This is a genomic window from Pseudomonas sp. F3-2 (genome assembly GCF_038804275.1).
Taxonomy (GTDB): domain Bacteria; phylum Pseudomonadota; class Gammaproteobacteria; order Pseudomonadales; family Pseudomonadaceae; genus Aquipseudomonas.
In genome coordinates this window covers 2,431,295-2,448,175 of the sequence record NZ_CP152388.1, presented here as the reverse complement: position 1 = coordinate 2,448,175, position 16,881 = coordinate 2,431,295, and the positions used below count along the sequence as shown (strand labels likewise).

The 16,881-nt window shown below is 61.3% G+C and carries 22 protein-coding genes; 9 read left to right on the top strand and 13 right to left on the bottom strand.

Annotated elements, in window-relative coordinates:
• Positions 1-101: 101 nt before the first annotated feature.
• The gene (locus tag AAGQ88_RS11290; RefSeq protein ID WP_285424748.1) at positions 102-596 is read right to left on the bottom strand and encodes an Lrp/AsnC family transcriptional regulator; all 495 of its coding nucleotides are present in this window, start codon (positions 594-596) and stop codon (positions 102-104) included.
• Positions 597-729: 133 nt separating this feature from the next.
• Here AAGQ88_RS11290 and AAGQ88_RS11285 point away from each other — a divergent pair, with 133 nt between their 5' ends.
• The gene (locus AAGQ88_RS11285; RefSeq protein WP_342655373.1) at positions 730-1,740 is read left to right on the top strand and encodes a DMT family transporter; all 1,011 of its coding nucleotides are present in this window, start codon (positions 730-732) and stop codon (positions 1,738-1,740) included.
• 142 nt (positions 1,741-1,882) lie between these two features.
• On the opposite strand, the gene AAGQ88_RS11280 is transcribed toward AAGQ88_RS11285, so the two are convergent.
• The 9 genes from AAGQ88_RS11280 to AAGQ88_RS11240 form a co-directional block, all read right to left on the bottom strand.
• Positions 1,883-2,626, bottom strand: coding sequence for an SDR family oxidoreductase (locus AAGQ88_RS11280; protein WP_285424746.1), 744 nt, complete (start codon positions 2,624-2,626; stop codon positions 1,883-1,885).
• A 191-nt stretch (positions 2,627-2,817) separates the two neighbouring features.
• Positions 2,818-3,831 (bottom strand): GlxA family transcriptional regulator, encoded by a 1,014-nt coding sequence (locus AAGQ88_RS11275; RefSeq protein ID WP_093458245.1) that lies wholly within the window; start codon positions 3,829-3,831, stop codon positions 2,818-2,820.
• A 166-nt stretch (positions 3,832-3,997) separates the two neighbouring features.
• The gene (locus AAGQ88_RS11270) at positions 3,998-4,738 is read right to left on the bottom strand and encodes a CbtA family protein (protein ID WP_342655372.1); all 741 of its coding nucleotides are present in this window, start codon (positions 4,736-4,738) and stop codon (positions 3,998-4,000) included.
• A gap of 26 nt (positions 4,739-4,764) precedes the next feature.
• Positions 4,765-4,944, bottom strand: coding sequence for a CbtB domain-containing protein (locus tag AAGQ88_RS11265; protein ID WP_342655371.1), 180 nt, complete (start codon positions 4,942-4,944; stop codon positions 4,765-4,767).
• 15 nt (positions 4,945-4,959) lie between these two features.
• Positions 4,960-5,316, bottom strand: coding sequence for a nitrile hydratase accessory protein (locus tag AAGQ88_RS11260; protein ID WP_342655370.1), 357 nt, complete (start codon positions 5,314-5,316; stop codon positions 4,960-4,962).
• A gap of 10 nt (positions 5,317-5,326) precedes the next feature.
• Positions 5,327-5,950 carry a nitrile hydratase subunit alpha gene (gene nthA / locus AAGQ88_RS11255; protein ID WP_342655369.1) on the bottom strand — a complete coding sequence of 208 codons (624 nt, stop codon included), beginning with the start codon at positions 5,948-5,950 and terminating at the stop codon, positions 5,327-5,329.
• 43 nt (positions 5,951-5,993) lie between these two features.
• Positions 5,994-6,737 (bottom strand): nitrile hydratase subunit beta, encoded by a 744-nt coding sequence (nthB, locus tag AAGQ88_RS11250; protein ID WP_342655368.1) that lies wholly within the window; start codon positions 6,735-6,737, stop codon positions 5,994-5,996.
• 27 nt (positions 6,738-6,764) lie between these two features.
• Entirely contained in the window at positions 6,765-7,268 is a 504-nt protein-coding gene (locus AAGQ88_RS11245; RefSeq protein ID WP_093458239.1) for a DUF1097 domain-containing protein, read from the bottom strand.
• 49 nt (positions 7,269-7,317) lie between these two features.
• Entirely contained in the window at positions 7,318-8,292 is a 975-nt protein-coding gene (locus tag AAGQ88_RS11240) for a GTP-binding protein (protein ID WP_342655367.1), read from the bottom strand.
• 341 nt (positions 8,293-8,633) lie between these two features.
• Between AAGQ88_RS11240 and AAGQ88_RS11235 the strand changes: the two genes are divergently transcribed.
• The 3 genes from AAGQ88_RS11235 to alaE are packed head-to-tail and all read left to right on the top strand — an operon-like array spanning position 8,634 to position 10,387.
• On the top strand, positions 8,634-8,909 hold the full coding sequence (locus AAGQ88_RS11235; protein ID WP_342655366.1) for a metal/formaldehyde-sensitive transcriptional repressor: 276 nt from the start codon (positions 8,634-8,636) through the stop codon (positions 8,907-8,909).
• 19 nt (positions 8,910-8,928) lie between these two features.
• The gene (gene dmeF / locus AAGQ88_RS11230) at positions 8,929-9,894 is read left to right on the top strand and encodes a CDF family Co(II)/Ni(II) efflux transporter DmeF (protein ID WP_342655365.1); all 966 of its coding nucleotides are present in this window, start codon (positions 8,929-8,931) and stop codon (positions 9,892-9,894) included.
• Positions 9,895-9,925: 31 nt separating this feature from the next.
• Positions 9,926-10,387: an L-alanine exporter AlaE gene (alaE, locus tag AAGQ88_RS11225; protein WP_342655364.1), complete on the top strand. Its 462-nt coding sequence runs from the start codon at positions 9,926-9,928 to the stop codon at positions 10,385-10,387.
• 14 nt (positions 10,388-10,401) lie between these two features.
• Here the strand turns inward: alaE and AAGQ88_RS11220 are convergent, their stop codons facing one another.
• The 3 genes from AAGQ88_RS11220 to AAGQ88_RS11210 all read right to left on the bottom strand — a co-directional run bounded on the left by AAGQ88_RS11220 (position 10,402) and on the right by AAGQ88_RS11210 (position 12,670).
• Positions 10,402-11,082 (bottom strand): HAD-IA family hydrolase, encoded by a 681-nt coding sequence (locus tag AAGQ88_RS11220; protein ID WP_342655363.1) that lies wholly within the window; start codon positions 11,080-11,082, stop codon positions 10,402-10,404.
• Complete coding sequence (locus tag AAGQ88_RS11215; protein WP_342655362.1) at positions 11,079-11,477, bottom strand: RidA family protein; 399 nt, start codon at positions 11,475-11,477, stop codon at positions 11,079-11,081. The genes AAGQ88_RS11220 and AAGQ88_RS11215 overlap by 4 nt, the downstream gene beginning before the upstream one ends.
• Positions 11,478-11,545: 68 nt before the next feature.
• Positions 11,546-12,670 carry an alanine racemase gene (locus AAGQ88_RS11210; protein ID WP_342655361.1) on the bottom strand — a complete coding sequence of 375 codons (1,125 nt, stop codon included), beginning with the start codon at positions 12,668-12,670 and terminating at the stop codon, positions 11,546-11,548.
• Positions 12,671-12,758: 88 nt separating this feature from the next.
• Between AAGQ88_RS11210 and AAGQ88_RS11205 the strand changes: the two genes are divergently transcribed.
• From AAGQ88_RS11205 to AAGQ88_RS11185, 5 genes are all read left to right on the top strand, one after another.
• Entirely contained in the window at positions 12,759-13,664 is a 906-nt protein-coding gene (locus tag AAGQ88_RS11205; protein ID WP_342655360.1) for a LysR family transcriptional regulator, read from the top strand.
• A gap of 74 nt (positions 13,665-13,738) precedes the next feature.
• The gene (locus AAGQ88_RS11200; protein ID WP_342655359.1) at positions 13,739-14,980 is read left to right on the top strand and encodes an MFS transporter; all 1,242 of its coding nucleotides are present in this window, start codon (positions 13,739-13,741) and stop codon (positions 14,978-14,980) included.
• Between the two features lie 43 nt (positions 14,981-15,023).
• Complete coding sequence (locus AAGQ88_RS11195; protein WP_285424739.1) at positions 15,024-15,512, top strand: hypothetical protein; 489 nt, start codon at positions 15,024-15,026, stop codon at positions 15,510-15,512.
• Positions 15,513-15,597: 85 nt separating this feature from the next.
• The gene (gene xopG, locus AAGQ88_RS11190; protein ID WP_342655358.1) at positions 15,598-16,221 is read left to right on the top strand and encodes a XopG/HopH/AvrPtoH family type III secretion system effector; all 624 of its coding nucleotides are present in this window, start codon (positions 15,598-15,600) and stop codon (positions 16,219-16,221) included.
• 214 nt (positions 16,222-16,435) lie between these two features.
• Complete coding sequence (locus tag AAGQ88_RS11185) at positions 16,436-16,864, top strand: hypothetical protein (RefSeq protein ID WP_342655357.1); 429 nt, start codon at positions 16,436-16,438, stop codon at positions 16,862-16,864.
• Positions 16,865-16,881: the final 17 nt, after the last annotated feature.

The window sequence follows — 16,881 nt, the reverse complement described above, 5'->3', positions numbered from 1 at the left end:
CTTGCCTCCCACGCGCTGGCACCTCACCTGTCCCACGGCCCTGGCACCTCCGTTAAGGCGACGCCAGCTCAGCGTCGTGTTGAAACATGCGCACCACTTGATCAGGTCTTTTCAATCAGGGTCATTCCGTTGGGCGGCAGCGGCAAGGCGGTTTTGTACCTCACTTGCTTGAGAGCAAAGCTGGAACGAATGTTCGCAACGCCGGGAATCTTGCTGAGATGGTCAAGGATGAACCGTTCAAGCGCCTGAATGGACGACACCAGCACCCTGATCAGATAGTCCGCATCGCCGGACATCAGATAGCACTCCATGACTTCCGGGCGCTCGGCAATCGCCGCCTCGAATCGCGCCAGCACTTCGATGACCTGCTTCTCCAGGCTGACGTGAATAAAGACGTTCAGGTGCAAGCCCAGCGGCTCTGGATCGAGCAGCGTCACCTGCTGACGAATGAGCCCTTTTTCCTGCATGGCCTTGACCCTGTTGAAGCAAGGCGTCGGCGACAGATTGACCGCACGCGCCAGCTCGGCATTGGTAATCCGGGCGTCTGCCTGAAGCTGATTCAAGATGTTCACATCGGTGCGATCCAAACGATGCATAGGGTATTTACTCTTCAAATGGACGTTTTTGAAGAATATTTATACTGCGCAGCGGCGATTGGCAAGGATCTTGAGAGAAATAATCTGATACCCATCATTTAAAATGACCTCATCAACTAATGAGGTGAGCATCATGGGGAACGCAAGCGATCAATGTCCCGGCGCGGCAGCCTGCACTCAGGGCGGACAAACCCGATTCAACCTCAGGTCCAGACAAGCCAACGGCCTGGCCTTGCTGCTGATCGCCATCCTGATCTGGGGGGCCAACTGGCCAGTGATGAAAACCGGGCTGTCTCACATCACGCCCATCTGGTTTTCCGCGAGTCGATTCGTCACCGGCGCCGCCTGCCTCTTCGCGTTACAACTCATCACCGGCACCCTGCGCCTGCCGACTCGCCGGGATCTGCCGCTGCTCTTGAGCGTTGGCCTTTTGCAGATGCTGGCGTTCACCGTATTGGGCTCGGTGGCCATGGCGGACATTCCGGCCGGACGTTCAGCGGTGCTCGCTTACACCACGCCGCTCTGGGTACTGCCGGCCGCTGTGCTGTTCTTTCGTGAAAGACTCACTCGCACCCAACTGATCGGCACGTTGCTCGGCATTGCCGGCGTGGCGGTGCTGTTCAATCCGATGGCGCTCGACTGGAACAACGGTTTGATCATCCGCGCGAATCTGCTGCTGCTCTGCGCGTCACTCTGTTGGGCCATCTGCATTCTCCACTTGCGCTACTACAAGGGAGACTCCAGTGCGTATCAATTGGCGCCGTGGCAAATGCTCGTCGCGTCGGCGCCATTGCTGATACTCGCCCGAGCAGTGGAAGGCCCGTTTTCAGGGGACGGCTCACGCACCTTCTGGGAGGTCATCCTGTTCGTCGGGCCACTGGCGACCGCGTTCTGTTTCTGTGCCGTGAATGCGGCAAGCATGTGGCTTTCCAGCACCAGCATGGCGTCGGCGATGCTTGGCGTACCGATCGTGGGGCTGCTGATGTCGGTTGCCATGCTCGGCGAGCACCTGACCCCATCGCTGACGGCAGGCGTGATCGCGATCGCAGGCGGCATCCTCTTCGTGACCATGGGTTTCAGGAAGCCAGGCCCACGGCCTGAGGCAGCGGGCATGACCGATGCGCGAATCAAGGGAGGACGCTGAGCCCGGCCTTGTTGCGGGGGGCACAACATGCATCGCATCAGAAGGCTGCGGGTTGACCGCTGGCCTTCGAGCATTAATCAAAGACCGGCACTCGGCATCGAAGACGTCGAACGCACCGTGCCGGTCCTTCATGGTTCACGCGCTAGCGCAGCGTGTACCCGCCATCCACGATGACTTCCTGGCCGTAGATGCTGCGGGCGCTGCCGGACAGCAGAAACATGATCACATCCGCCACCGCCTCAGGCTCCAGAAACGTGCCGTCGAGCAACCGCTCGTTGACGGCCTGCGCCACCGCGGTCAGCTTGACGTTGTCCAGGCCGAGGGACCTCCAGATCGGTGTCGCCGTCGGGCCTGGCGACACCACGTTCACACGAATGCCGGCGCCCGCCAGTTCCACAGCCAGCGTGCGGGCGTGGGCGGTCAACGCGGTTTTCGAGGCGATGTAGCCAGCAAGGCCGGGGAACGCCAGGGCGCTGAGAAACGTGCCGATGAACACCACCGATGCCGGCGACGCCAGCTGAGTCCGAAAAGCCGACAACGTGTTGAGCGCTCCGGCTCCGTTGACTGACCAGTTACGGTCAAAGCCGTTCGTGTCCAGGGTGTCTTGCAGCACCGCCACGCCAGCGTTGGGCACCAGAAAGTCCACCGGGCCGAGGGCTCGAGTATAAGACGCGGCCCTTTGCAGATCGGCAGGCTCCCTCACATCGCCCTGGATGACGTGAAGTCGACTTCCCGCGACTTCCTCCAACGGCGCTAGCCCGCCACGACTTCGCGCCATGGCCACGACCGATGCGCCGCTCTCGAGTAAACGCTGCACCAGCGCAAGGCCGATTCCCGAACTTGCGCCCGTGACCACTGCCAGACGATTGCCGAACTCGCTCTTCATTTTTCTTCACCTCGGTAGTCAGAATGCTTACCGGGTGATTACATGAAGCGTGCCATTATTAAAGTTTAGATAAATCAATAACCTGCAAAATAAACAGGTGCATTTGACTACCGCCGCTTGCTGTCTTAAGGACTCCAACGAGGTCTGAATGACACGCGCTGCCATCAGTAAATGGCGAACCCGCTCGGCATTCACTCGCTCATCGCCCACTGAGCTTCATCGGCAGGCGCGGGCCCGGCGGTTCCTGAGCGGAATCGGGAGCGGTATTCGCCAGGGCTGATGCCCAGCCGCTTGACGAAGACCCGGCGCAGGCCGTCGGCGTTTTCAAAGCCGCAACGGTTGGAGATTTCCTTGATGGATTGCTCCGTGGTTTCCAGAAACCGCCGCGCCGCATCGATGCGCGCGTCTGCCAGAAACGTCATGGGCGGCATGCCCGCCTCCTTGGTGAACAGTCTGGAGAGGTTACGAGGACTCATGTGGACCCGCGCTGCCAAGGACGCCAGGCTGTGGTTCAGTTCAAGGTTGGCCAACAGGTATTCCTGCACCGCTTCGACCTGAGAGTCGACATCGCCCTGCACGTCGAGCAGCGGGCTGAACTGCGACTGGCCGCCCGCCCTTCTCAGGTACACCACCAGATATTTGGCGACATCAATGGCGTGACGCTTGCCGAAGTCTTCTTCGATCATCAGCAACGACAGATCGATCCCCGCCGTCACGCCGGCGGTGGTGTAGATCGTGCCGTCCTTGACGTGGATATGATCGGGGTCGACGTGAGCGGTGGGAAACAACTCGCTCAGGTGCGCCGCGTCCATCCAGTGGGTGGTCACTGACCTGCCATCGATCAGACCGGCCGCGCCAAAGGCAAACACCCCGTTGCAGATCGACGCCAGACGCCGGCAACGCGTGGACTGCACGCGAAGCCAGTCGCACAACGCCGAATCGGTGTAAACGTCGAAGATGCCCAGTCCGCCGGGCATGATGAGGGTGTCGAACTCGGGACACGGGTCGAAAATCGTGCGATCCGGTATCACCGTCAGTCCGCTGGAGGACAACAACGGGCTGCGGGTCGTCCCCACGGTGAGCATTTCATACTCGCAGGCCCCGTCGGTCAGGACTTTGACTTGGGCGAAGGCATCTTTGGGACCGGCGATGTCCAGCAGCTGGAAACCGGGAAATAGAACCATGCCGACGATGATTTTTCGCATCAAGTACCGTCTCGTTATCTGACTCAGTAGTGGGAAAACCGAATGGCCTGCAAACACGCTGATTCGAGCCTGTGCGGCCGATCGTGATCGGCCGCGAGTCACTCAGGTTCTTCACCTCAGCCCGCTGGGGCGCCACTTGCCGGGTGATTCACGCAGGCGTCGGCGATCAAGTCAGGGCATTCAGCCCGGCGCGTTGGTTGGCGGCGGATTGCTCCTTGCGAAACAGCCAGGCGCTCAGTCCGCCAAGGGCCATCCAGAACACCGCGTTGACCATCAGCGATGCCACACGGAACTGCGCCTGGAGCGCGTCCGGCGCCAGAGCGTGATGCTCTGCGGGCTGTGGCGCGCCGTACAGATGTGGCGCTGCGATCAACAGCAACGCTACCACACGCCAGAGCCAGTGACGGGCGAAAACCAGCAGCGCCAGACCGAGTGCGGTGGCGAGTGCCGTTGCGCCCCACCAATCCTGCCGGGACCCCAGATCCGCCGCCAGCGTGCCCGGCAGTTCGGGCGGCAGCCCTGCCGCCGGCGCCAGACAGAACGTCGCATAACCTGCCAGCCCCCACAGGATCCCGTGCCAGGCCCTGAGCGGGGCGCGCAGGTTATACACGGCGTTCAGGAGCAGCGCGAAGCCGATCGCGACCACCAGATTGCCGCCGAACGTCGAAAGCGTGCGTTGCCATCCATCTTCCGGCGCCCAGGCCTGCGCGTCGTGCTCGTGCCCGTGCGCACCTGCAGCGTGTTCGTGAGAACCCTGCCCTTGCGCCGGCTCGTGGGCGGTCTGGGCTGACTCGTAGACCTCAGCCTGCAGAATCAATGGAGAGATCCACGCACTTTGCAACAGCGTGAGCAGCAGCGCCGCCATGGCGCCGGTGTAGCAGGCAGTGGTCAGCATTCGCTTGAACATGGGTCGGGTGCTCCGCAATCAGTCCATCAGTGGCAAGGAAAGCCCGCGCTGTGACGGGTGTCATGGGCGGCGTTATGAACGACTTCCAGGTGCGAAAACCCGGCGAAATAGACCAGCGACAGGCCCATCAGAATCGATCCGAATGTCACCACCAGACGATTGCCACGGCTGCGGCTGGGGGCGTGTGTCAGTACTGTGCTGCTCATAGGATGCTCCTCGAATCAGTGTTTTGGGTGTTGGGTGTTGGGTGTCAATGCGCTCAAGCGCGATTGCAGTTCGTCGGTGTCAAGCAACGAGTGCTCTTGCAGCACCTGGATCAAGGCCTCCAGATAGCGCTCGTAATAATCCCAGGGTGGCTGGTTATCGCAGGGCAACTGTTCCCAGCTGGAAATGGAGCCGATCAGGTTCTGGCGAAAGGCTTCCCACTCGAAATGCCCCGCTTTGGACAGCGCCAGCGCGAGGCCGTAGAGGCTGCGCTGCCAGTCCTGAGTGAAGTGCAGACGGCCCTGGGCGCGCGGCGGGGAATCCTTGTTGCCCAGCATGCTGTTGGCGGCGAACTCTTCGAATCGGGTAAACATCGGACGATCCTCAGGCGGCGGGCAACTGGACTAACGCAACGCCCATCATCGACTCTGGCGTGACCAGCGCGGCCAGTTGTTCTTCGCTCAGATGCTCCGAATTGGCCGGGCGCTCGGGCAGCACGAACCAACGAATCTGCGCGCTGCTGTCCCACACCTTGACCTCGGTGTCTTCGCTGACCGGCACGCCGAACTCTCGCAACACCGCTCGTGGTTCACGCACGCCCCGGGCGCGGAACACCGGATCCTTGTACCAGTACGGCGGCAGACCGAGTATCGGCCACGGGTAGCAGGAGCACAGCGTGCAGATGATCAGGTTATGCACGCCGGGGCCGTTGGCGACGGCGAGCATGTGCTCACCTTCGGCGCCCTCCATGCCCTGAGCGAGATCGAGTTCGGCAATGGCTTTGGGGGTATCGGCGATCAGGCGTGCCTTGTACTGCGGGTCGACCCACGCGCGGGCGACGATCTTCGCGCCATTGAAAGGCCCGGCGACGGTCTCGAAGTGCGCGAGCACCGTGTCTACCGAGTCGCTGCCAATGACGCCTTTTTCAATCAGCAACGCTTCAAGGGCACGCACTTTGGCCGCGCTTTCGGCCTCGCGCTGTTTTTCGTAATCGAACAGTTGACTCATGATAAGGCTCCGTTGCTATCAAGGACGTTCAGCGTTGCGCGCATCACTTGGGCGGCTGCAGGTAGGCTTCGAACAGGTCCGCGTAGATCGTCGTGTTGGGTTCGCTCTTCTCGGCGCCCCAGATGTCCGCGGCATCGAATGCCACGCGGTACACCGGCATCGGCTCGCCAATGCCGTCCGCGCCGGTGTTGACGAAGTAGGCGTAGGCGCCGGGATACACTTCGACGACCTTGCCCGGCTTATGACGCAGGTACCCCGGCAGGCGGGTGTGATCCACCGCCACCGGATCGGCGATGGTCACGGCGTCGCCCGTTTGAAATAACGCAGTGCCCTGATACGGACGCAGACCCGAGTCGCCTTCCAGCAGGTACCGCACGATCTGCTCTTTCAACGGCGCGCTCGGCTTGTCCGGCAGCGGCGCATCGGGCTGCTGGCGATAGAAGTCGGCGCGGTTCTTCAGCTCCTCGCCCTCGATGTAGCCTTGGTCGACAAAGAACCTCGAAATCCCGCCGAGCCATTTCTCGTAATAGCGAAACTTGAAGTACTCGAACGGCTGCATGCCTTCCGCGCCGGTGCGCAGCGATGCCCATGTCCACTCGCTCTTGAACGCCGTGGGCAGTGTGTCGATCGGGTACTTGGGCAGCGCATCGGTCAGGTGGGCGCTTTCGGCCATCATCACGGTATGGATACCGAAGATGCGTTTTTCCCATTCCTGAACGAATACCTGCTTCTCGAACGCCACCGGGCCGAGGTTTTCAAGGCCGCCGAGGTAGTGTTGTAATTTCATCGAGCGCTCCAGTGTGTGATGAGTGGATCAGGCCAGTTGGGTGGTCGGCTTGGTGGTCAGTGCGTCGCCCAGTCGCTCGGAGACATAGCCAAACACCGCGCCTGTGATGAGTGCGGCGGCGGCAATCAGCGCAGGGTTTTCCAGACCGGGCGTGGTCATCGGTTTGCCGGCAACCGCCGTGGTGCCGACCGTGGAAGCGAACCCCCAGACAATGGCCGGCAGGATGCTCAGCAACGGGACCTTGGACGCCTGAACCATCAGCGCACTGCCCGCCCCGACGAGGATGGCGATGAAGAATGGCGCTTCACTGACCGTCGCGATCCCGAGCAGCACCAGCGAGCTGATGACCAGTCCGGTTAGGTTGGACGCGACGCTGCGCTTAAACCCGGCGCTGCCGCCGCCGACGATGAAGAACGACGCCCAGGCAATGAACGTGACCCAGACCGGAACCGGCCAGACAGTGGCCGTCAAGTAGGTGTCCAGCACAGCGAGCAGACCGATACTGACGGTGTAGGCTTCTTGCTTTTTCATGGGATGATTCCTGTGGTTGGAAGCGTGGCGTGATGGGCAGATTCAAGATTCAGGCAGCGTGCAGGCAGCCGAGGAATCCCTGGCGCAGCTGTTCGCTGTCCAGATCCCGACCGATAAACACGAAACGGTTGTCTCGAGGCTCATCGTCTTCCCAGCGCCGTCCGGGGACGGCTTCCAGCAGCATGTGCACGCTGTGGAAATGGAACCGTCGGGCTTCGCTCAAGAAATTCAACAACCCCTTCATTCGCATCAGGCGCTGGCCCTGGTCGTTGACCAGCTGGTTGATCCAGCGATTGAAACGGTCGGGATCCAGGCTCCCGCCGCTCACCACCGAACACGATGAAATCGAGGCATCGTGCTCGTGCTCATGTCCCTCGTCTTCAAGGATGTCTGGCTCGATCATCAGCAGGTTCGGCAGGGAAAAGCGCCTGGTCCCCAGCAGTACGTCCACGGCAATCTGTGAATGCCGGGCCGGTAGCAGCGCAGCCGTGCGGTTGATCAGGCGTACGTGCGCGCTGATGTCGGCGAGCGTATCGGCGCCGATCAGGTCGACCTTGTTGACGATCAGCGTGTCGGCAAACGCGATCTGCTCCCGCACGATTTCGTCGCCCAACTGGCCCTGCAGGTGCAGCGCATCGATCACCGTGATGACCGACTCGAGCTCGACCTGACTGCGCAGATCCGGATCCGCCAGAAAGGTTTGCAGCACGGGCGCAGGATCCGCCAGGCCAGACGTTTCGACGATAAGCCGATCCAGACGGTCGCCGGCGAGCGTCAGCATTTGTTTGACGCTGGCCACCAGGTCGGCGCGCACGGTGCAGCAGACGCAGCCGTTGTTGATCTCGATCAGCGCTTGCTGCTCTGCGACGATGAGCTCGCCGTCGATGCCGACTTCGCCGAACTCGTTGACGACCACGCCGATCCGGTATTGCGTGTTCTGGCTGAGCAGATGATTCACGAGGGTGGTTTTCCCGGCGCCGAGGAAACCGGAAATGACGGTGACAGGGATTTTGCCAGTGGCCATGCGTGTTGCTCCTACAAGGTATCGTCACGCCACATCGGCGGGCGCTTTCACCCTGTACTTGCCACTTTCAGACCAGCTATTGGGCGCTGTCTGGAGTTGACTTGTCGTTGTCACGATTGGACATGTCGCTTGTCCTGATGGGTCGGAAAGTGAATAAAAGGACAAGCTATTGCTACGGCACGCCTGCAACGGGTGACTGTCTGAGGGAGAAGCTGCCCCAACTTGATGCATTGATGCTCCCGAAACGCAATCGCAATGGCCCCATGTTTCCAATGCGCGGACATTGCATAGGTATAGGGGGTATGCCTATGATCGTCACTCCAGGAATCAGGGGTTATCCGATGGGTCATGTAGCAGCCAACAAAGACAGTCTTCTCAAGCGCGTAAAACGCATCGCCGGTCAGATTCAGGCCGTCGAGCGAGCGCTGGAATCGGATCTCGATTGCGCCCGGACGCTGCACCTGGTGGCCGCCACTCGCGGCGCCATCAATGGCTTGATGGAGGAGATCATCGAGGAGCATGCGCGGGCCCACGTCGCAGACCCGGCGCTCAGTGAAGAAGCGAGGGCCAAGGGCGTGGAAGAGCTTCTCGAAGCCATTCGCCGATACTCCAAGTGAGCGCAGAAGGTAAAAACTCATGAACGATTCCCGCCTTACTTACACGCACGACCATGTGTACCTGGGTTCATCGCATGACGAGAACGCCAGACGCACTCTCTGGGTGGTGGCACTAACGGTGTTGATGATGGTGGGCGAGATCGCTGCCGGCTACCTGACCGGCTCGATGGCATTGCTCGCCGATGGCTTCCACATGGCGACCCATGCTGGCGCGCTCGGCATTGCCGCCGCCGCATACGGCTACGCCAAACGTCATGCACGCAGCCAGCGCTACAGTTTCGGCACCGGCAAAGTGGGCGACCTGGGCGGCTTCGCCTCGGCGTTGATTCTCGGCCTGGTCTCGTTGGGCATCGGCGCCGAATCCGTCGTGCGCCTGTTGCAGCCTGCGCACGTTGAATTCGGCACCGCCACCGCGATCGCAGTGGTCGGCCTGATGGTCAACATCGTCAGCGCCCTGCTTCTCGGCCACGGCCACAGCCACGATCATTCTCACGAACACGCCCATGAGCATGCTCAAGAGCATCATCACGGGCACGACCATGGCGAGCGCGCCCATGCGCCGCACGACCACGACAACAATCTGAAATCGGCCTACGTGCATGTGGTCGCCGACGCACTGACCTCGGTCCTGGCCATCGCGGCCCTGCTCGCCGGCCGGTATCTGGGCTGGGTGTGGCTGGACCCGGTAATGGGCATCGTCGGCGCGCTGGTGATTGCGCGTTGGGCATGGACGTTGATGGGAGTCACCGCAGGCGTGCTGCTGGATCAGACCGATGCGCACGTCGCAGGGGAAATACGCGAACGTGTCGAGCAGCCGGGGGACGCCACCATCACAGACCTGCACGTCTGGCGGGTGGGGCCCCAAGCCCATGCCGCCATCGTCAGCGTCATCGGCGAGCCGACCACCACCGCCGACACTATTCGCGAACGGCTCAGACCGGTTCACGAAGTCAGCCACCTCACGGTCGAGTTTCGCCCGGCCTGACGCCTTGCACCTAACCAGAAGGAGACGGGATTTGCAGCCACCTACCGAGCGGACACGGCGTCGGACCGCGTTTCTGGCGGACACCACGGCGTTGATCCTGTTTTTCACGACCACCGGGATCATCAATGAGCGTTTCATTGCCGGCATGACCTGGGATCAGGTCCTGCATGCGCGCCTGCTCGGCGCCGTGCTGATGATTCCCGTCGCCAGGCCTTACGGCCTGTGGCGGGACTGGCTGATGAAGCGCGCCGGTCCTGGCCGGGCGTCCATGCTGCTCTGGGACAGTATCGCCCTGGTCAGTTTTCAAGTGCCGATCTACGCGGCCATCATTGCCTTCAGCGGCGCATCGGGAGGCGGTCTGGTACGCGGCACCCTCGGCGCGGCCCTGATGATGCTCTTGCTGGGCCGGCCCTATGGCGCGTTCCTGAACGGCGTGCGCAAGGTGTTTGGCTTGCCGCCGGGCGGCGAAAAACCGATGTCGCTCAACAGCTGACCCGAAGGTACGTTCTATGCGTGCACCGCGATGCTCGCCAAGTCCGCTTGCAGACTCTCCAGAGTGGGCCTTGTGATCAGCGGTTCAGGAGCGCCCTCGGGCGCCGTCAGACCAATGCGGTTGTGCCAGATCGTCGGCAGCCCCACTTTCTGCGTGCCGAACAGGTCATAGGCTGAACCTGCAACGAACACGGCATGAGCCGGCTCGACGCCTGCAGTTTCCAACGCCAGCCGATAAGGCGCAGGATCCGGTTTGTAGAAACCGGCTTTCTCAGAGGTGATGATCACGTCGAACGGCACACCCAGCAGGTCGGCCGCGATGTGACCCAGTCTGTCCGAGCAGTTGGTCACGACTCCCAACTGATAACCAGGCTTGAGCGCTGCCAGCACGGTTTTGGCCTCTGCCCACGGCTGCAATTCGCCCCAGCGCGCTTCCAGTCGGGCAGCGGCCTGAGGGCCCAGACCCACTTCGATCGCAGCCTCCTCCACCAACGTTTCGTAGGGCTGATAACGGCCGCAGCCATAGGTCGCTTTCAGGTAAGCCATCCGCCAGGTTCGCCCCATCTGCTCTGATCCAGCGACGGAATTCCATAAGGTCCAAGAATCGAGCAAGGCGGTCAGCAAATCAAACAGCACCAGTTCAACCGGCGCGGCGGGCTGGACGGGACCTGTGTATCGCAGCGCAGGGGAAGTCATTTCAGCGATTCCTGTTCAGGGTTGACGCGTTCGGCAACGGCGGTGATTTCCACGAGGGCACCGTGATGCAACTGGCCGCAGGGAATGATTGCGCGCGCAGGCTTGTGGGTGCCGAGAAACTGGGCGTACAGCGCGTTCACCAGCGGCCAGTGTTCCACGTCCGAGATGAATATCTGCACATTGATCAAGCTTGCCAATGTTGCATCGCCCGCCTGCAACACGGCCTCCACATTGGCCATGGCCTGGGCAAACTGAGCTTCCATGCCCTCGGGGAAGGTCCCTGTGTGGGGGTTGAACGGCAGTTGTCCAGACACGAACAGCAAATTTCCCGAGACCACCCCGTGCGAGTAATGACCGCCCGGCACAGGCAGGTCTTTTGAGTTGACGACTTTCATCGATGCTTTCCTCTTCATGCGTTAAAGCCATGGGTTTAAGCGGGCCACGAGCGCTTTCAGACGCCCATTCACCAACCCGAGATGCGTGGCCAGTAACCGACACGACGCCCCTCGGCCAAGACGTGATAACCGGCATGCTGGGCAGCGGTCGCACAGGCGTGATTGGGCAGGATCCGCAACTGAGTGCCCACGGGCAGCGCCTGGACGGCAGCAGGATTCGCGGAGCGTGAGGTGATGATTCCATGCTCCTGGTTCGCCGCCGTCACGATCAGGTCTGCGACGGGTCGGCCGGACAGGTCGCAAACGACGCCATAGCCTTGATCGACGCGCTGCTTCGCCGTCCCTCGGTCGCGCGACAGCGCCATCCAGCCGGCGTCGACGATGACCCAGCCCTTTTCCGGCTGATGGCCGATGACCGTCGTCAGCACCGAGACGGCAAGTTCCTGCACATCACAGACGCCCAACCCGGCCATCACCAGATCGAAGAACGCGAACACGCCTGCGCGGACCTCCGTGACACCGGCCAGGTCCTGAGCGAACAGCGCCGTGGGCGTCGAGCCGACGCTGACAATCGGTGTCTCGAAGCCGGCCTTTCGCAGCAGTCCGGCAGCGTTGACGACGGCCTCACGTTCCTGGCGGGCAAAAGCTTCGATGTCCGAGCGAGACTGGCTGTCATAAGCGTTTCCGGCGTGGGTCATGACGCCGCTGACCTTTACCCCGCTTCCTTCGAGCAGCCGGGCGATGTCGACCAATAACGGAGAATCCGGCGGGATTCCCGAGCGGTGCCCGTCGCAGTCAACCTCCAGCAACACCTCGAACGAGGGGTCGCAGTCGCGGGCAAAGTCAGCCAGCAGGCGAGCGGTTTGAAGGTTGTCCAGCACCAGTTTCAGCGCCGCTCCCTGTTCCAGCAGGCGCGCTGCGTGGGCGAACTTGTTGGGCGCGATGCCCACGCCATACAGGATGTCGGTGTAACCGGCAGCAAAGAAGAACTCAGCCTCGCGCAGGGTCGACACAGTAATCGGCCCTTTGGCACCGTCGAACAGGCGCTCGGTCACTTCCAGGCATTTGTTGGTTTTGACGTGAGGCCGCAACGTGACGTCGAACGGTGCCAACGTGTTTCGCATGCGCAGAATGTTGCCGTCCAGCCGGTCACGGTCCAATAACAGCAAGGGAGTTTCAGTCAGGTCGGGCATGTGTTCTCTCCGGTAATGGCGCTATTCTAAGACGCAAATTACCGGTCAGAACGTTAGTTTCATTCACTCTATAATTCAGTATTTCTTAATGATCGACGCTTTTGAAATTCGCTTTTTGCTGATCATCCGTGAGAGCAAGAGCCTGCTGGAAGCTTCCCGAAAACTGGGCCTGACGCCTTCCGCGGTCACTCAGCGACTTCAGCTGATGGAGAAGAAACTCGACGTCCGCCTGGTGGACCGCTCAGCGCGTCGACTGCGATTCACCGACGAGGGCGAATTGCTCTGCTCGCGGGGCACAGGCCTGTTGCAGCAGTTCGATACCTTGCTCGAAGACCTGCAGGAACGCCGCCGGGGCTTTGTCGGAAAACTGAAAATCAATGCGCCGTTCGGCTTCGGCCGGCAGTATGTCGCGCCCTCGGTCGCAGCCTTCAAATCCCTGCATCCTGAAGTCGAAATCGTCCTGACCCTGTCCGATCAGCCGATGCTGGAAGTTGAAGATCGCTTCGACGTGGTCATCCATATCGGCCAGCTCGGCGTCTCGAACCTGGTGTGTCGAACCCTCGCAGCCAACCGCCGGTACGTCTGCGCCTCACCGGCGTTCATCGCACGGCACGGCCCGATCGAATCTCCGGAACAGCTTGCCGAGCTGCCATGCATCGCCCTGCGGGAAAACAACGAAGACGTCACCCTCTGGCATTTCAACCGCGGTCGAAACAGCAAAAGCGTGCGGGTACAGGCCTCCCTGAGCAGCAATGACGGCAACGTCATCAAGCAATGGGGCTGCGACGGACTTGGCGTCATCCTGCGCTCGGAGTGGGACGTCGCCCACGACCTGGCGCAGGGAACGCTTGTGCGACTGCTGCCCGGCTGGAAACTGCCCGACGCCGATGTCGTCGCCCTCACCCACCAGCGCGACGGCCTGCCGGAGCGAACCCGCAACTTCATGCGCCTGCTGCAGGAGTCATTCCAGCCCGAGCCGCCGTGGCGTGCTTGAGTGCGTATCATCGAAACCGCCCGGCCAGCGTGCTCAGCCAAAGGCATCGAGCCCGCTCAACGACAGGAGTTTATGTGCGTAAGGATTATCTCGCTTTTTTTACCTCGCTGTTTCTGTCGCGGCTGGCGGATCAGATTCTGTTATTCATCGTGCCGCTGGTGGTGTTCCAGACGACCGACAGCGCCTCGTGGGCAGGGCTCGCCTTTTTCGTGGAATCGCTGCCGCGATTTCTGGCGTTTCCGTTGTGCGGCGCGCTGTGCGACAAGTACTCGCCGGTCAGGATCCTGCACGTCAGTCAGATCTATCGAGCAGTGCTTTGTGTGCTGGCGATGGGGCTTTACGGGATGGTGGGCGGCATCGGCTGGCTCATCGCGTTGTCCGCCCTGTGCGGGGTGTTGACCACCCAAGGCATCATGGCGCGCGAAGTGGTGATGCCACATATCTTCCAGCAATACAGCTACACCAAGACCCTGTCCTATTCTCAGATTGCCGACCAGACCGGGCTGGTGCTCGGGCCTGTGCTGGCGGCCGTGATGCTCGAAGTCTGGGCGTGGCATTGGGTGGTGCTCTGGGTCGCCGGCCTGTTCCTGCTGGCGGACCTGAGCCTGCGAGCGTGGCAACGTTCGAGCCGGATCACGCTGCCGGCCTTTGAGCAACATCACGATGTCTGGCTGCAGCCCTTGCGTGTCGCGTTCAGGCACATCGTGAGCTTCGCCGAGCTGAGGAAGATCATCACACTGGCGGTGGGCGTCAACCTGATCGTCGGCGTCACCCTCGCCACCTCGGCAGCCATGGTCATCGGCCAGTACGGCGCCGGCAAGGACACTTACGCCGGGCTGCAAGCGGCCGGTGCGGTCACGACCATCGCGATTCTGTTTCTTCTCGCGCGCAAGGTGTGGTCGCTTCGCCTGCTGGGCAGTGTCGGTTACTCGATGATCGCGATCGGCGCATTCGTCTGCGCCCTCAGCCCGAATCTGCCCGGATATGCGCTGGGTTTCCTGCTGATCGTCGGGTTCGACAAGATGTTCAACGTCTACATGCGCACCCTCCGGCAGCGGGTGATACCGCCTCAGGATTTCGGCAAGACGGTCGGCGTGATCACGCTGCTCAACAACGCCTCCCAGCCATTTGCCGGCTTGATGGTGGCGTTGCTGGCTGCGCCGTTAGGAATCCGCAATGTCATCCTTGCCTTCGCCGTGCTCGCCACCTTGCTTGGGGCATGGACGGTGTGGTGGTTTGCCAAAGCGCGTGGCCGGAATCGCCTCGCGCTGACCCCGACAGATAACGCTGCGCGCGCGCTGGACGATGGAACCTGATCCAACGCCCGTGCCACACATGCGTATTTATCGGAGGTCAGTGATGACAGCAGCGCAGGATTACGAGCGGGTCATTCTTCATCTATTCAGGTTATTGGGTCAGCCTCAGCCCACGGTAGCGCCCGAGAGCGAAGTCAGGTTGACGCTCAAGTGTGGCGTCGCCACCGACGTCCAGCGTCTTGAGGACTACGTGGCGTTCAGTGCAAGCCTGAAACTGTCGGCGTCGCCTTCTGCGGACCTGTTGATGGACTTGCTGCAGGCCAATCTGGACGTGAGCCACAACCCGTCGATCACCATCGCCGCGGTGGCCCAGACCCGGGAGGTTGTCGTCTGGACCAAACAACATCTCGCTCAGGCCAGCGAGCGCGAGATCGTTGATCTGTACGATCGCTTCGCACACTGCGTCGAGGCCGTGCAGCGATGCATCGATCGCGCTGAAGCCTGCGGCAGAAACGTGCGCAGACCTCCGCTTGCCAACCCTCTTCAACAGCGTGCGACGAGCAGGCACTTGCACCCTTCCTCACTGGGCTGAAATCATGCGCATCCAAAGCACTGTCGCTCCTCATGTGAGCATCGAGGCTCACAACCCGGCAGGCGTTCAGAAAGCTGAAACCGCCTTGCAACGAATCGCCAGCCGCCCCAACGGCTCCAACCTACTCGCTGAAATCGCCAGATACTCCACCCATGGACGCTCGCTGCGCATCAATGTCACGAGCGCGGAAATAAGCTCCGCTGCCAGAGCAGCGCTGACCACCCGCCAGGCATTGGCTCGTGGGATTCCGGACAGTGACCTGAATAAGGAAAACAACCGGACAGCCTCCTCGCTGGCAAGGAAAACAGGCTGGCGCAAAGCCGAAGGCTCGTCTGCGGTGGTCGACTGGAATCCGTCGGAATATCCGGACATCGATGCCCACGGCAGACCTCGCCTCGTCAATGACGAAGACCACGCGTTCGTTTCGCTGGCGCACGAACTTGTTCACGGGTATCGCATGATGAAAGGCACCTACACGGGCGGCGACGGCAGCGACAGGTACCAGTCCGGCACGCCGGCCGCCATCGAAGAAGAGCGCGCGGTCGGTATCGGCAGGTATGCCGGTAAACCGCTGAGCGAAAACGGCATACGGCGGGAACATGATCTGCCGCTTCGCGCCCAGTACCGCGCCGCCCCACCTGTCTATCAGCCTGACGACAACGCCGAAATGGTCTTCAGTCGGCCGAGGGATTCATTTGAACAGGATTGAGGCTGAGGGGTGAGACGACCGTTGCACGTCGAAATCACCCGATGCCAGCGTTGTAAACGCAGCAATCGGGTCAGACCCGCGCTCGCCTCTCGACGGCCTTCCTCACAACAGTGCACCACGGCCGCCGTCGAGTATCGGAATCATCGCGCATTGGCCGGTTGATTAGAGGGTGGTTAAACTGGGCGCATCCACCCGTCAATTCTGTGAGCCACTCATGTCTCGTTCCACAGTCAGTCTGGTCGTACGAAGCTTGAGCCTGGGCATTTTGCTGGCAGCGAGCGTAGCGAGCGCAGACACTTCTTCCTCCGCCCGTGGAGTGCTCCCGCTCAAGCATGGCGTGTTCGTGTCCAAGGGGCAGAGTTGTGCAGACCCTGCGAATGCAGGTATCAAACACTATGACGGTAAAGGCGTCCACGGATCGGCTACCCACCTCTGCCTGGCAACCGTGATCGAACATAAAGGAAATCACTACACCGTCGATCAATCGTGCATCGACACCCCTGCCGGGGACGGGCCACGCGTCACCGCAAGGGAAAACGTCACCGTTCATGACGCCCGGAATTTTACCTGGGGAACGGGCGACAAAGCCGTTCGCTATCGATACTGCCCTGAATCACAGTTGCCTGACTGGCTGAGACAGTAAAAGCCGCGTGCTGGTCG

What these genes read in the sequence shown, in the direction of transcription:
- AAGQ88_RS11265 (WP_342655371.1), bottom strand. Translation starts at nt 4,944, where the DNA reads ATGAGCAGCACAGTACTGACACACGCCCCCAGCCGCAGCCGTGGCAAT.
- AAGQ88_RS11210 (WP_342655361.1), bottom strand. Translation starts at nt 12,670, where the DNA reads ATGCCCGACCTGACTGAAACTCCCTTGCTGTTATTGGACCGTGACCGG.
- AAGQ88_RS11205 (WP_342655360.1), top strand. Translation starts at nt 12,759, where the DNA reads ATGATCGACGCTTTTGAAATTCGCTTTTTGCTGATCATCCGTGAGAGC.
- AAGQ88_RS11215 (WP_342655362.1), bottom strand. Translation starts at nt 11,477, where the DNA reads ATGAAAGTCGTCAACTCAAAAGACCTGCCTGTGCCGGGCGGTCATTAC.
- AAGQ88_RS11285 (WP_342655373.1), top strand. Translation starts at nt 730, where the DNA reads ATGGGGAACGCAAGCGATCAATGTCCCGGCGCGGCAGCCTGCACTCAG.
- AAGQ88_RS11260 (WP_342655370.1), bottom strand. Translation starts at nt 5,316, where the DNA reads ATGTTTACCCGATTCGAAGAGTTCGCCGCCAACAGCATGCTGGGCAAC.
- AAGQ88_RS11235 (WP_342655366.1), top strand. Translation starts at nt 8,634, where the DNA reads ATGGGTCATGTAGCAGCCAACAAAGACAGTCTTCTCAAGCGCGTAAAA.
- AAGQ88_RS11280 (WP_285424746.1), bottom strand. Translation starts at nt 2,626, where the DNA reads ATGAAGAGCGAGTTCGGCAATCGTCTGGCAGTGGTCACGGGCGCAAGT.
- nthB (WP_342655368.1), bottom strand. Translation starts at nt 6,737, where the DNA reads ATGAAATTACAACACTACCTCGGCGGCCTTGAAAACCTCGGCCCGGTG.
- AAGQ88_RS11275 (WP_093458245.1), bottom strand. Translation starts at nt 3,831, where the DNA reads ATGCGAAAAATCATCGTCGGCATGGTTCTATTTCCCGGTTTCCAGCTG.
- nthA (WP_342655369.1), bottom strand. Translation starts at nt 5,950, where the DNA reads ATGAGTCAACTGTTCGATTACGAAAAACAGCGCGAGGCCGAAAGCGCG.
- AAGQ88_RS11240 (WP_342655367.1), bottom strand. Translation starts at nt 8,292, where the DNA reads ATGGCCACTGGCAAAATCCCTGTCACCGTCATTTCCGGTTTCCTCGGC.
- AAGQ88_RS11185 (WP_342655357.1), top strand. Translation starts at nt 16,436, where the DNA reads ATGTCTCGTTCCACAGTCAGTCTGGTCGTACGAAGCTTGAGCCTGGGC.
- dmeF (WP_342655365.1), top strand. Translation starts at nt 8,929, where the DNA reads ATGAACGATTCCCGCCTTACTTACACGCACGACCATGTGTACCTGGGT.
- AAGQ88_RS11220 (WP_342655363.1), bottom strand. Translation starts at nt 11,082, where the DNA reads ATGACTTCCCCTGCGCTGCGATACACAGGTCCCGTCCAGCCCGCCGCG.
- AAGQ88_RS11270 (WP_342655372.1), bottom strand. Translation starts at nt 4,738, where the DNA reads ATGTTCAAGCGAATGCTGACCACTGCCTGCTACACCGGCGCCATGGCG.
- AAGQ88_RS11245 (WP_093458239.1), bottom strand. Translation starts at nt 7,268, where the DNA reads ATGAAAAAGCAAGAAGCCTACACCGTCAGTATCGGTCTGCTCGCTGTG.
- AAGQ88_RS11195 (WP_285424739.1), top strand. Translation starts at nt 15,024, where the DNA reads ATGACAGCAGCGCAGGATTACGAGCGGGTCATTCTTCATCTATTCAGG.
- AAGQ88_RS11290 (WP_285424748.1), bottom strand. Translation starts at nt 596, where the DNA reads ATGCATCGTTTGGATCGCACCGATGTGAACATCTTGAATCAGCTTCAG.